Annotated in this window: 13 protein-coding genes; 7 read left to right on the forward strand and 6 right to left on the reverse strand. The window is 69.9% G+C overall.

Annotation, left to right across the window (positions count from 1 at the left end; genetic code table 11):
• From rpmG to BGO46_RS02925, 4 genes are all read left to right on the forward strand, one after another.
• The coding region (gene rpmG / locus BGO46_RS02910) for a 50S ribosomal protein L33 (RefSeq protein ID WP_299985354.1) at positions 1-137 on the forward strand (137 nt) is incomplete at its 5' end.
• A gap of 4 nt (positions 138-141) precedes the next feature.
• Positions 142-447: a 30S ribosomal protein S14 gene (gene rpsN, locus BGO46_RS02915; RefSeq protein ID WP_005051773.1), complete on the forward strand. Its 306-nt coding sequence runs from the start codon at positions 142-144 to the stop codon at positions 445-447.
• A 503-nt stretch (positions 448-950) separates the two neighbouring features.
• Positions 951-1,229, forward strand: coding sequence for an HU family DNA-binding protein (locus BGO46_RS02920; protein ID WP_292856178.1), 279 nt, complete (start codon positions 951-953; stop codon positions 1,227-1,229).
• A gap of 166 nt (positions 1,230-1,395) precedes the next feature.
• Positions 1,396-3,384, forward strand: coding sequence for a cytochrome c oxidase assembly protein (locus BGO46_RS02925; protein ID WP_292673546.1), 1,989 nt, complete (start codon positions 1,396-1,398; stop codon positions 3,382-3,384).
• Positions 3,385-3,408: 24 nt separating this feature from the next.
• Here BGO46_RS02925 and BGO46_RS02930 read toward each other — a convergent pair whose 3' ends face one another.
• Positions 3,409-4,533 carry a hypothetical protein gene (locus tag BGO46_RS02930; RefSeq protein ID WP_366246780.1) on the reverse strand — a complete coding sequence of 375 codons (1,125 nt, stop codon included), beginning with the start codon at positions 4,531-4,533 and terminating at the stop codon, positions 3,409-3,411.
• Positions 4,534-4,568: 35 nt separating this feature from the next.
• On the opposite strand from BGO46_RS02930, the gene BGO46_RS02935 reads away from it, so the two are divergent.
• Positions 4,569-5,972, forward strand: a complete 1,404-nt coding sequence (locus tag BGO46_RS02935) for an AAA family ATPase (protein ID WP_292673544.1) — start codon at positions 4,569-4,571, stop codon at positions 5,970-5,972.
• Between the two features lie 269 nt (positions 5,973-6,241).
• Here BGO46_RS02935 and BGO46_RS02940 read toward each other — a convergent pair whose 3' ends face one another.
• Together BGO46_RS02940 and BGO46_RS02945 are read right to left on the reverse strand one after the other, a co-directional pair.
• A complete protein-coding gene (locus BGO46_RS02940) occupies positions 6,242-6,895 on the reverse strand; it encodes a biliverdin-producing heme oxygenase (protein ID WP_292673542.1) in 654 nt (217 codons plus the stop codon).
• Between the two features lie 86 nt (positions 6,896-6,981).
• Positions 6,982-7,293 (reverse strand): DUF2470 domain-containing protein, encoded by a 312-nt coding sequence (locus BGO46_RS02945; RefSeq protein WP_292673541.1) that lies wholly within the window; start codon positions 7,291-7,293, stop codon positions 6,982-6,984.
• Positions 7,294-7,507: 214 nt separating this feature from the next.
• Between BGO46_RS02945 and BGO46_RS02950 the strand changes: the two genes are divergently transcribed.
• Together BGO46_RS02950 and BGO46_RS02955 are read left to right on the forward strand one after the other, a co-directional pair.
• A complete protein-coding gene (locus tag BGO46_RS02950; RefSeq protein ID WP_292673539.1) occupies positions 7,508-8,731 on the forward strand; it encodes a serine hydrolase domain-containing protein in 1,224 nt (407 codons plus the stop codon).
• Positions 8,728-9,615 (forward strand): EamA family transporter, encoded by an 888-nt coding sequence (locus BGO46_RS02955; protein ID WP_292673537.1) that lies wholly within the window; start codon positions 8,728-8,730, stop codon positions 9,613-9,615. Before BGO46_RS02950 ends, BGO46_RS02955 begins: the two co-directional genes overlap by 4 nt.
• 132 nt (positions 9,616-9,747) lie before the next feature.
• Here BGO46_RS02955 and BGO46_RS02960 read toward each other — a convergent pair whose 3' ends face one another.
• From BGO46_RS02960 to BGO46_RS02970, 3 genes are all read right to left on the reverse strand, one after another.
• Entirely contained in the window at positions 9,748-10,146 is a 399-nt protein-coding gene (locus BGO46_RS02960; protein WP_292673535.1) for an arsenate reductase ArsC, read from the reverse strand.
• A gap of 102 nt (positions 10,147-10,248) precedes the next feature.
• Positions 10,249-11,298: a TM2 domain-containing protein gene (locus BGO46_RS02965; RefSeq protein ID WP_292673533.1), complete on the reverse strand. Its 1,050-nt coding sequence runs from the start codon at positions 11,296-11,298 to the stop codon at positions 10,249-10,251.
• A 93-nt stretch (positions 11,299-11,391) separates the two neighbouring features.
• Positions 11,392-12,024 carry a hypothetical protein gene (locus BGO46_RS02970; protein ID WP_292673531.1) on the reverse strand — a complete coding sequence of 211 codons (633 nt, stop codon included), beginning with the start codon at positions 12,022-12,024 and terminating at the stop codon, positions 11,392-11,394.
• Positions 12,025-12,179 lie beyond the last annotated feature (155 nt).

The raw sequence follows: 12,179 nt of genomic DNA on the forward strand, positions 1-12,179 counted from the left end.
TCAAGCTGCGCTCGACCGCCGGCACGGGGTACACCTACGTGACGCGCAAGAACCGCCGCAACAACCCCGACCGCATCGTGCTGAAGAAGTACGACCCGGTGATCCGCAAGCACGTCGAATTCCGAGAGGAGCGCTGATCTCATGGCTAAGAAGAGCAAGATCGCGCGCAACAACCAGCGCGAAGAGGTCGTCGCCCGCTACGCCGAGAAGCGTGCCGAGCTGAAGAAGACCCTCGTCGACCCGAACGCGACCGACGAGGCCCGCGAGGCCGCCCGCGTCGGCCTGCAGAAGCTTCCCCGCAACGCGTCGCCCGTGCGCCTGCGTGGCCGCGACGCCATCGACGGTCGCCCCCGCGGCTACCTGTCGAAGTTCGGCATCTCGCGTGTGCGCTTCCGCGACATGGCGCACAAGGGCGAGCTGCCCGGTGTGACCAAGTCGAGCTGGTAAGCCACCCGCTTCACAAGACGCCCGTTCCCTTCTGGGGCGGGCGTCTTTGCGTTGCGCGGCCGCGGGCTCGCGCGCGGGCGCGGGCTCACGCCGCGTGCGACGTCGCCACTCGAGGGCGTAGCCGACGACTTCCGCCCAGCCGTCCTGGCTCACGATGCGGTGCGTGCGCTCGGTCGACATCGACGAGACCGCCGGCTCTACCGGCTAGCGCCGACTGCGCCGGCTCGTGCCGACTGCGCCGGAAAGGGTCAGGCCGCACACGGCGCTCTCGACACGAAGCTGCGCACTCGGCGGGCAGGCGGGAACGCGCGGCAAAGGTCACACGAGTCACATCCGTCACCGATCCGGGGCGACACGCCGGGAAAGATGACGCCGGAACGCCGGAAATCCGCGAGATTCCGCGGTTCCTGGGTATATTCGGGACCGGTCCATCCGACCAAACCGGGCACTCGCCCGGTCCGATGTAACTGAAGGCGGCACTCGCTGCCGTCTGGAGGAACCCCATGGCTATCACCAAGACCGAACTCGTCGCCAGCATCGCCAGCGCCACCGGCGAGAGCCAGGCCACCGTCGGCCGTGTCGTCGACGGTCTGTTCGCCGCCGTCTCCGAGAACGTCGCCAAGGGCGAGAAGGTCACGATCCCCGGCTTCCTGTCGTTCGAGACGGTCGCCACCGCCGCCCGCACGGGCCGCAACCCGCAGACCGGCGCCGAGATCGCCATCCCGGCCGGCAAGCGCGTCAAGGTCACGGCCGGCTCGAAGCTGAAGGCCGTCGCGAAGTAACTCTCGCTGCAGCAGAGGAGGGGATGCCGATCGGCATCCCCTCCTCTTGTTGTTGCGGGGTGCCCCAATTGTGGTTCGAGGAGCGCACATGGCCGCAACCTGCGGCCGGGGAGGACCATTTGCGTTCCTCGAAAGAGTGCGCCCCGCCGCGACGTAGGCTGGATGGGTGAATCCGACCCGTGCGACGCGCCTGGCGGGTCCGGCGATGCTCGCCTCGGCGGCCGTCCTCGCGCTCGTGGTCGGCCTCGCGTACGGCGGCGGCGCCGCCCCGCTGCTGATCGCCGATCCCGGCCCCGTCGTCCGCTGGGGCCTGCCGCTCGTGACGCTCGCGGTCAACCTCTCGGCGGCTGGCCTCATCGGCTCGCTCGTGCTCGCGCTGTTCGCGCTCGAAGCCGAGACGAAACCCTTCGACACGGCGCTGGACGTGGCATCCATCTCGGCCGCCCTGTTCACCGTGGCGTCGGCCCTCACGGCCTTCTTCACGTTCCTCAACATCTTCAACGCGACGCCCAGTGCGGATGCCGAGTTCGGGCAACAGCTCGGCCGGTTCCTCGTCGACACCGACACCGGTCGTGCGTGGGCGATCACGACGATCGCCGGGGCCGCCCTGACGGTGCTCACGTTCGCGGTGCGCGGCTGGACGCCGACCCTGCTGGTCGCGGTGCTCGCCGTGGCGTCGCTGATCCCGATGGCGACGCAGGGTCACTCCGGCGACGAGGCGAACCACAACACCGCCGTGGTTGCGCTCGCACTGCACATCATCGGCGCCGCCGTATGGCTCGGCGGCGTGCTGCTGCTCGTCGCGCTGCGACCGCAACTGGACCGCACCCAACTCGCGGTCGTGCTCGGCCGGTACTCGAGCATCGCGCTCGCGGCCTTCGTCGTCGTCGCCCTGTCGGGCGTCGCGCGCGCCGTCGTCGGCGTCGTCGCGTGGCAGAACCTGCTCTCGCCGTACGGCGCGATCCTTGCCGTCAAGGTCGCAGCGCTCTTGGCGATCGGCGCGCTCGGAGCCTGGTACCGCCGCGGGCTCATCGGCCGCATCGGCACGGATGCCACGGGCTCAGCCACCCGCCGGTTCTGGGGCCTGATCACCCTCGAGCTGGCGTTCATGGGGATCGCGAGCGGCGCCGCGGTCGCGCTGTCGCGCACGCCGCCGCCGGTCGACACGAAGCTGCCCGCCGTTCCGAGCCCCGCCGAGGTGCTCACGGGTGCGCCGCTGCCGCCCGAGCTGACGCCGATCCGCTGGATCACCAGCTGGGACATCGATCTGCTGTGGGCCTTCGCCGTCGGCTTCGGCGCGTTCTTCTACCTCGCCGGCGTCTGGCGGCTGCGCCGCCGCGGCGACCGCTGGCCGCTCTACCGCACGATCCTGTGGCTGTGTGGCCTTGCGAGCCTGTTCTGGGTGACGTCCGGCTCGGTCGGCGCCTACCAGGACTACCTGTTCAGCATGCACATGGTCGGGCACATGCTGCTGTCGATGGCGATCCCGATGCTGCTCGTGTTCGGGGCGCCGGTGACACTGGCATCCCGCGCCATCGTGAAGCGCACCGACGGCAGCCGCGGCGGCCGCGAGTGGATCCTGTGGGCCGTGCACACGCCGTTCTCGCGCGTCGTGACGCATCCGCTGTTCGCGGCGGCGATGTTCATCGGGTCGCTGTGGGCGTTCTATTACTCAGACCTGTTCCGGTGGAGTCTGTACGACCATCTCGGGCACGAGTGGATGATCGTGCACTTCCTGATCTCGGGGTACCTGTTCGTGCTGTCGCTCGTGGGCATCGACCCCGTGCCGTACCGGTTCCCCTACCCGTTCCGGCTTGTCACCCTCATCGCCGTCATGGCGATGCACGCATTCTTCGGCATCGCGATCATGATGGCATCCGGCCTGTTCGTCGCCGACTGGTTCGGCGCGATGGGGCGCACGTGGGGCGACCTGCCGCTGGTCGATCAGTACACGGGCGGCGGCGTCGCGTGGTCGATCGGTGAGATCCCGACGCTGATCCTGGCGATCACCGTCGCGATCCAGTGGAGTCGCTCTGACGAGCGCGCGCAGCGCCGCGGCGATCGTCAGGCAGACCGCACCGGGGATGCCGAGCTCGAGGCCTACAACGCGCGCCTGCAGGCGCTCGCCGACCGCGACGCCCGCCGCGGGGAGTGAGCCCGGGGCATCCGCCTGCCGCGGTCAGTTGCCGTCGGTGATCTGAATGGATGCCGTGCCGTCGGCGAGCATCGTCACCGTTCCCCCCAGGTTGAAGGGCACGGCCTCGTCGAGGTGGCGGACGCTGCCGTCATAGATCGACTTGATGTCGACGATGATGTGCGCGGCAGCCTGCGTGCGGGTGATCGTCCAGTTCGCGCCGTCGGGGCTGAGCGACACGGTCGGCTGCTGCTCGATCGACCACTGCGGCGGCTCGACGATGCGGTTCTGCACGACCAGACCGAACGGACACCCGGTGGGCTGCAGCACCTGTTGGGTCGCACAGGTCGTCAGGAACGACTCGACCTCGCTCTGGATCGCGGCCGTGAACTCGTCCGTGGGCATCGCCTGCACGTCGACCGGAATGTTCGCCTGCGGCTCGTCGGACAGCACCGCGACCCCGGGAGTGGCCGAGACCGCCGTGTCGACCGAGATCGAATACAGCCCCGGTGAGAATACGAGCAGCGAGACGGGATCCAGCGGATCGGCATCCACCCCGGCGGCTGCCACCTGGCGCGTGTCGATCTCGAAGCCATTGACGGTGAACTGCCGCGCGCCGCGGACCGTGAGCTCGATCGCGGCGAGCGGGCTCTGCTCGAACCGCCACGTCGGCGCGACGCCGACCCACCCGGCCTGCTCGACGCGTAGCTTCGTCGTGCCCTTGTGCGGGCCCGCCTTGTACCCGACCGTGACGGTTGTGACGCCGTCGGCATCCTCTTCGGCGCTCAGCACGGTCGCATCGGTGAGTGACGCGAGGGCGGCCGAGCGTAGCAGCGCCTCACTGGCATCCACCGGCAGACCCGCCTTCTCGAGCTGGGTCGAGTCGACCGCGACGCCCGGCACCGTGAGCGCCTCGGCGGCCTGGCCGTGGCTGAGCAGATCGAGGTAGCGCGTGACGAACGCCGACGGGCTGTACAGCTCGCGGTAGAGGTACACGCCGGTGACGCCGAGAGCGCCCGCGAGCAGGATGCCGACGACAGCGAGAGCCGTCAGATCGAACCCGAGCGTGCGCGCGCGACGGCGCCCGGGGGCGGGGGTCGTCCCCGGCTCCTGGGTGGGCGGGGGCGGCAGCGTGGCATCCCCCCGCGCGGCATCCGTCGCAGTCTCCACAGACTCAGTCTAGGAAAGCGACCCTGATAGCTAGCATGGACCTGGTGAGCACCCCTCCTCTATCACCCGAGCAGGAGGAGCTGTTTCGTCTCATCGAAGACACCCGCGAGCACGTCTTCGTGACGGGGCGCGCCGGCACGGGCAAGTCGACGCTGCTGCAGCACCTGGCCTGGAACACCGAGAAGCAGATCGCCGTCTGTGCGCCGACCGGCGTGGCGGCGCTCAATGTCGAGGGGCAGACGATCCACTCGCTGTTCCGGCTGCCGATCGGGCTCATCGCCGACAGCGAACTCGAGCAGTCTGAGCCCGCGCGCAAGATCATGAACGCGATCGACACGCTCGTCATCGACGAGATCTCGATGGTCAACGCCGACCTGATGGATGCCATCGACCGTTCGCTCCGTCAGGCGCGGCGGCGACGGTCCGAGCCGTTCGGCGGGGTGCAGATCGTCATGTTCGGCGACCCGTACCAGCTCTCGCCCGTGCCGCCGCGGGGCGACGAACTGCGCTACATCAACGACCACTACCGCTCGTTCTGGTTCTTCGATGCGCAGGTGTGGGCGGGGCCGCGGGCCGACTCGTCTGCTCTGGGCGGTGGTGCGATCCGGTCGGATGGCCTGCTCGACCTCGGGCGGGTGGGGGCGCCGCTGAACATCCGTGAGCTGCGCGAGATCCACCGCCAGTCCGATTCCGACTTCAAGCACATGCTCAACGCCGTGCGCTACGGCGTCGTCACGGCCGAGATCGCGGGCGCGCTGAACGCGGCCGGTGCGCGACCGGTGCCCGAGCCCGTCGACGGCGAACCTCCGATCATCACTCTGGCGACCCGCAATGACATCGTGAACCGCATCAACCAGCGCCACCTCGACGCGTTGCCCGGTGCCGTGCAGACGGCGCGCGCCGACATCAGCGGCGACTTCGGCCGAGGCGAGGCGGGGTACCCGGCTGACGCCGAGCTGCAGCTGAAGGTCGGCGCGCAGGTGATGTTCCTGCGCAACGACGTGGCCGGCTACGGCGGCGACGGGCCGCGGTGGGTCAACGGGTCTATCGGCACCGTGACCCGCATCGCGGGCGGCACGGTGCGCGTCGAGATCGACGGTGAGGAGCACGACGTCGAGCCCACCGTGTGGGAGAGGTTCCGCTACGCGTACGACCCCGGCACGCGCAAGCTGTCGCGCGACATCGTCGCGGAGTTCACGCAGTTTCCGCTGCGGCTCGCGTGGGCGGTGACGATCCACAAGTCGCAAGGCAAAACGTACGACCGCGCGATCATCGACCTGGGCTCGGGCGCCTTCGCGCCCGGCCAGACCTATGTCGCGCTGTCGCGACTGACCTCGCTGGACGGGCTGTACCTCACCCGCCCGCTGCGCCCGAGCGACATCCTGGTCGACCCCGACGTGCGCCGCTTCATGGCCGCCGTCCGCGCCTCGGGGTTCTAGCCGGTCGCGCGCGTCGGCGCGTCGGCGAGTTTGCGGCCCGCGGCGGCGCGCCGGCGGGTGCCTCCCCGGCCCGTGCCGCAGGTGCCTCCCCGGCCCGTGCCGCAAGAACTCAGGAGATCTCGGCTGATTTCGGCGGAAAACGCCCGACCCGGGCTGTTTCGGCGACGCGGTTCCTGAGTTATTGCGTCGGGGCCCGGCGCTCGGCCAGCCCGGCACCCGCGGTGGTAGCCCGGCGCCGCGGCGGGTACCTGCAGCACCCCTGAGGCGGGTCAGGCCGCGGCGGCCTTCGCGTCGGCGAGGTCGACGAACAGGTCGGTGTTGAACTGGTACGCCAGCAGGACTTCGTCGATGACGCGCTCGGCCTCCAGGTCATCCCACGGCGCGGCGTCGAGCTGCTCGCGGTAGACCTCCTTGAACGCCGTCGGGTCGGCGATCTCGTCGAAGACGTAGAAGCCGATGCCGTTCGACCCGAGCTCGAACTGGCGCGACATGATCTTGCCGATGAACTGGCCGCCGGAGAGGTCTCCGAGGTAGCGCGTGTAGTGGTGCGCGACGAAGCCGCCGGCCCAGCCCGACTCGGCGATCTCGTTGATGCGCTCGACGTAGCGCTGCGTCGTCGGGACGGCCTCGATGCGGTCACGCCAGTCGTCGCCGATCAGGTAGGCCAGGTCGGCCTCGATCGCGGGCAGGCGCGTGAGCTTCGAGGTGATGAACGGCGCCGCGATCGGGTCACCTTGCAGACGGTCGGCCGCGGCCTCGAGCGCGGCGTAGATGAACCAGTGCTGCGCGACGAGGGCGACGTAGTCGTCGCGGGTCCCGTTGCCGCGCATGAGGTCGGCCATGAAGCCGGCGTGCTCGCTGCCGGAGTGGGCAGAGCGCGAGCGCTCGCGAAGGGCGGTGGAGAACGGCGTGACGTCGGTCATGAGCCTCAGTGTAGCTGAAACTAAGGCTCACCTAAACTGAAGGTTGGTTGTGAAACGACCAGCAACGCGCTGGAGCGCAGCCGCCGTCAGTCGTGCGGGCGGGCGGGAACACCCAGGCGTGCGCACGCGGCGTCGTAGAGGGCGACGATCTCGCGGCGCACCTCGCGGCGCTCGGTGATCTCGCCGCCGGGCCACGGCACCGCGATGACGTCTTCCGTGCCGTCTGCGGTCACGACGTGCCACTGGCCCGCGGCGCCGTCGAAGGTCGTCATCGTCGACGAGATGACGTCGGGCAGCGGCGAGAACGCCCGTGCGATGAGCAGGTTGTCGTCGGCGTGGTCGTTGTTCATGTGACCGAGCACGCCGGTCAGCGCGGCGTCGTCGAAGATGTGCGGCATGAGCCCACTTTAGGCAGATGCGCCACCGGGCATGCGCGAGAGGGCATGTGAAAACGAGGCATCCGCTCGACGAGGCATCCGGATGCCCCGTTCATGGCGAAGCTCTCATCTGCCGCAGTCCGACGCGTGGTCGGGCTCGTGCGAGGCTGTGATCTACGATTTATAGGACACCGGGGGGTGAGGAATGCCGCGACTGCGCCGAACGCGACGCTTTGTGGCGCTTACCTGCGCCGCCGCCCTCGCCGTCGGGCTGGCCGCGTGCTCGCCCGAAGAGGCGGTCACGCTCGATGTTCCGGCACAGGTCGATGCGGCGCTCCCGAGCGACACGCAGGCCCAGTTGCAGGCGGCCGTCGAGCGCGCCATCGCGGCGTCGGGCTCATCCGGCGCCGTCGTGGGCGTGTGGGTGCCGTGGGCGGGAACCTGGGTCACGGGTCTCGGTTCGGTGCAGCCCGATGGCTCGAACACGTCGGCGGATGCCACGTTCAAGGCGGGCTACGTCACGCGCGCGATGACATGCGACGTACTGTACGGACTCGCCGCCGACGGCGTCGTCGCACTCGACGACAGCGTCACCGAGTACGTCCCCGGGCTCACCGACCTGGCCGACCTCACGCTGAGCCAGCTGTGCGACTCGACGACGGGCCTCGGGTCGTACTCGACGGCGCTGAGTTCGCGCTTCGCGGCGGTGCCCGAGCGCGTGTGGAACCCGCGCGAGCTCGTGGGCTACGGCATCGAGACAGCCAAGGACGTCACTCCCGGTACGACGTTCGCCGACGCCGACACCAACTATGCCCTGCTCGGCATCGCGCTCGAGCGCGCGTCGAAGCTGTCGGCATCCGAACTGTATGAGAAGTACGTGTTCGGCCCGCTGGGGATGACCGCCAGCGCCCTGCCCGACACGAGCACGGCGCAGCTGAACGGGCTGTACTCGGCCAACGCCGAGGACGGCAGCGTCGCGTGCGACGCGCCGACCGATGTGACCGACCTGTCGCCGAGCGTCGGGTTCACGGCATCCGGCGTCATCTCCGACCTCACCGACCTCGGCCGTTATACGCAGGCGCTCGCCACCGGCGCGCGGCCCTACGACGTCGTGTCGCGTTTCGCCGACCCGATGCCGGCGTCGGGCGATGCCCCGTCGTGGTTCACCGCGAAGGGCGGCACCTACCAGGCAGGCACCCTCATCGGTCAGTACGGTTCGATCCCCGGATACCTCACGGCGGCCTTCGCCGATCAGAACACGGGCATGACCATCGTGGTGGCGCTGAACAACTCCCGGGCATCCGCGACGCTCGTGCGCAGCCTCGCGTGGCAGCTCGCGTCGATCGCCTCGAAGACGCCGGCGGCGTCGGGTCAGACCGCCCCCGACGCGGGTCTGCCGTGGACGGCGGAGGACATGGGCGCGCAAGTGGATGCCGCGGCCGTCTGCCCCCTGCCGTGACGCACCCCACGCCGCGCGCGGGCTTCGCCGGTTCGGCGGTCGCGCTCGTCGTCGCGGGGCTCGCCTGCCAAGAGGTCGGCGCATCGATCGCTGTTCTGCTGTTCGATCAGGTGGGTCCGCTCGGCATGGTCATGCTGCGGCTCGCGTTCTCGGCGATCATCCTGCTCGCGATCGCGCGCCCGCGCCTGCGCGGCCACAGCGGGCGCGCTTGGGGCGCCGTCGTCGTGTTCGGGCTGGTGCTGGCCGGCATGAACGGGCTGTTCTACCTCGCGCTCGAGCGGTTGCCGCTGGGCGTCACCGTCACGATCGAGGTGCTCGGGCCGCTCACGCTGTCGATCATCGCGAGCCGCCGCGCGTCGGCGTGGCTGTGGGCGGGCCTCGCGCTGCTCGGCGTCGTGGCGCTCGGCGGCGGCGGGTGGGACCGGCTCGACCCGCTCGGCGTCGCGTTCGCGCTGGGCGCGGCGGCGACATGGGCGCTGTACATCCTGTCGTCGGCGCGGGTCGGTGCGGCGTTCCCGAAGCTCGACGGGCTGGCGCTCGCGATGGCCGTGGGAGCTGTGGCCTCACTGCCGTTCGGGGTGGCGGATGCCGGTGCTGCGCTGTTGCGCCCCGAGATCTTGGGCCTGGGCGCGGCCGTCGCCGTGCTGAGCTCGACCCTGCCGTACGCGTTCGAGCTGATCGCGCTGCGGCGGCTCGCCGCGTCGGCGTTCGCGATCCTGATGAGCCTCGCCCCGGCGACGGCGGCGCTCGCCGGGTTCGTCCTGCTGGGTCAGCAGCTCGCTTGGCTTGAGCTCGTCGGGATCGCCCTCGTGATCGTGGCATCCATCGGCGCCGTCCGCGCCGCGGGGCGGCACGCTCGCGAGGTGGTGGAGCCCGTCGGGTAGGGCCCTCGCACGCACGCGCGCGAGGCGCGCTCCGGGTGCGCGCGCGCTGCGGGAGGAGATGTCACTTCAGGGGGACGGATGCCGCCCAGGCATCCTCGCGAACCGAAATCTCCTCGCGAACCGCAGCGCGGGTCACCCTTCGAGCGAGGCGATCAAGCCCTCCACGCGCCCGCGGATCTCGTCGCGCACGCGGCGCACGCCGTCGAGGCCGAGGGTCGCGGGGTCGTCGAGTTCCCAGTCTTCGTAGCGCTTGCCGGGGAAGATGGGGCACGCGTCGCCGCAGCCCATCGTGATGACGACGTCGGCCGCACGCACGGCATCCGTCGTCAGCAGTTTCGGTGCGCCCGCCGTGATGTCGATGCCCGCCTCAGCCATGACCGCAACCGCTGCCGGGTTGATCGTGGCGGCGGGTTCCGATCCCGCCGAGCGCACGTCGACGCGGTCGCCGGCGAGCTGCTGCAGGAACGCCGCGGCCATCTGCGAGCGGCCCGCGTTGTGCACGCACACGAACAGCACCATCGGGGTGGTCATGGGGTCCTCCTCGGGTCGGTGTGACTGATCCTAGGGCCGGAGGCACACGAACAGGCGGGGCAAGGATGCCCGGCATCCCCGCCCCGCCCCGCGGTCCGCGCCCTACTGGACGGCGAGGGTCCAGTTGCCGTCGGCGGTCACTTCGATGACCGACGGGCCGGCCGCGAGCGGAACCGTGCCCGAGTAGGCGCCGATCTCGTTGACGAGCAGCCCCATGTGGAACACCTCGGAGGTCTCTTCGATGATCGCGAAGTTGCTCTGGCCGTCGTGGGTCGCGGCGAGTGCTGCGGCGCCGCCGTCGTAGAGGAACACGGCGTCGCCTGTGCCTGCCGAGGCGAGCATGGGAGCGGCGCCCATCGGGCTGATGGTGATGGTCCAGTCGCCGTCGGCGGTGACCTGCAGACGTGCGCCCTCGCCGAGGGCGTTGATTCCCCACGCGGTGGTACCCGAGTAGGCGCCGATGGTGTTGACGAGCAGCTCGCCCGTCGACGCGTTGGATGCGTCAAGGACGGAGATCGCGAAGTTGCGCTGCCCACTGTGGGTGGCGGTCACGATTCCGCCGGTGGCGCCCTCAGGCAGCGTGATGAGGCTGTCACCAGTGCCGGACTGCTCGACGGCGGCGAACTCGCCCCACCGTGCGTTGGCCCAGGTCGCGGCCGTCGCGGCCGGCTCCTCCGCAGGCTCCTCGGCAACCTCCTCGGCGGGCGTCTCGACGGGCTCCGCCTCGTCGATCGCCGTGTCAGTCTGCTGCACGGCGGGCACGTCGACGGCATCCTTCGCGCCGTTGCTCCCGCTTGCGGCGCCCACCGTGATGCTGAGGATGATGACCGCGCCGGTCACGATCCATGCGATGACGCGGTGCTTCGAATAGCCGTCGAGCGGCCGACCGAGCTTGTCGCGCGTCGCGCCGGCGAGCACGAGGATGAGGTCGACGAGCGCCCAGACTCCGAGTCCGCCGAAAGTGACGAGCTTGAGGATGCCGGTGCCGACCTTGCCGAGGTAGAAGCGGTCGACGCCGAAGACGCCGAGTAGCCAGGCGAACAGCCACGTCGCGAGGAACGACTTGGCGGGCGTCTGCGAATACGGCGCGGCCGGCACGGGTGCCGGCAGGTACGGCATGGCCGGCGGAACCGGCGCGGTGGGGTGGGACATGGTGATTCTCCTTGGTGGGGTCTGACTGAAAGGTCTTAGTGAGGGTGCTGGACGAAGGGTCTAGATGGGGGCGAGAGGGGGAGGCGAGCTGGCTCAGTACGTCCACTCCCAGCCGGTGGTGTAGCCCATCGTCAGCGCGACAGACCCGTGGTCGGAGGGCAGGTCGAGGACGATCCACCCCGACACGCTCTGGGCGGGTCCGATGTCGCCAGGCAGTTGATCGCCGCTGTCCATGCACCACGAACCGGTGCCGATCGGGTCGTTCACGCGCTTGCCGTCGGCGTCGAACGCTTGCCACCCCCACTCACTGAACGAGACGCTCGGCACCGTGGTTTGCGCGAGCTCGGGCGTGGTTTCGACATTGAGATGGATGCCGACGAGATGCCCGTTCTTCGCGGGCTCCGCGTATTCGGCGGTGCACGCGACGTCGACGACGATGTCGGTGACCGCGAACTGGGCGACGGTGGCGTCGTCGCCCTCGCCGGAGGACATGCCGGCGAGCTGCCCAATCTCCTTCACGATGTAGCCACGATCGTTGACGATCCGTTCGCCGTACGTCGCCGCCGCGTCGTCGTCAGCGGTCGGGGTGGGTGTGGGCGTCGGCGTTGCGGTCGCGACCGGCGCCGTGTCGGGCAGGTGGTCGGCATCCGGCACCGCGGCGGATGAGCAGCCGGCCAGCAGCAGCGGAACGGCAAGGGCCAAAGTGAGTGTGAGTGAGCGTCGCATCGTCTGTCTCCTCGGGATGCTGGGGGAGAGCGGACGGGCACATCCCCAGCAAGACCCGTCCGCTCCGGCGGGACGATTCCGTCCGCCACGACCGAAGCTATGAGCCCGCCGCATCGCTGAGTGCGAAAGGCGCTGATAACACCCCTTATCGCCTA

Origin of the sequence: Microbacterium sp. 70-16, from assembly GCF_001898315.1 — a bacterium.
Classification (GTDB): Bacteria; Actinomycetota; Actinomycetes; order Actinomycetales; family Microbacteriaceae; genus Microbacterium.

What these genes read in the sequence shown, in the direction of transcription:
- BGO46_RS02920 (WP_292856178.1), top strand. Translation starts at nt 951, where the DNA reads ATGGCTATCACCAAGACCGAACTCGTCGCCAGCATCGCCAGCGCCACC.
- BGO46_RS02960 (WP_292673535.1), bottom strand. Translation starts at nt 10,146, where the DNA reads ATGACCACCCCGATGGTGCTGTTCGTGTGCGTGCACAACGCGGGCCGC.
- BGO46_RS02970 (WP_292673531.1), bottom strand. Translation starts at nt 12,024, where the DNA reads ATGCGACGCTCACTCACACTCACTTTGGCCCTTGCCGTTCCGCTGCTG.
- BGO46_RS02965 (WP_292673533.1), bottom strand. Translation starts at nt 11,298, where the DNA reads ATGTCCCACCCCACCGCGCCGGTTCCGCCGGCCATGCCGTACCTGCCG.
- BGO46_RS02945 (WP_292673541.1), bottom strand. Translation starts at nt 7,293, where the DNA reads ATGCCGCACATCTTCGACGACGCCGCGCTGACCGGCGTGCTCGGTCAC.
- BGO46_RS02940 (WP_292673542.1), bottom strand. Translation starts at nt 6,895, where the DNA reads ATGACCGACGTCACGCCGTTCTCCACCGCCCTTCGCGAGCGCTCGCGC.
- BGO46_RS02935 (WP_292673544.1), top strand. Translation starts at nt 4,569, where the DNA reads ATGGACCTGGTGAGCACCCCTCCTCTATCACCCGAGCAGGAGGAGCTG.
- rpsN (WP_005051773.1), top strand. Translation starts at nt 142, where the DNA reads ATGGCTAAGAAGAGCAAGATCGCGCGCAACAACCAGCGCGAAGAGGTC.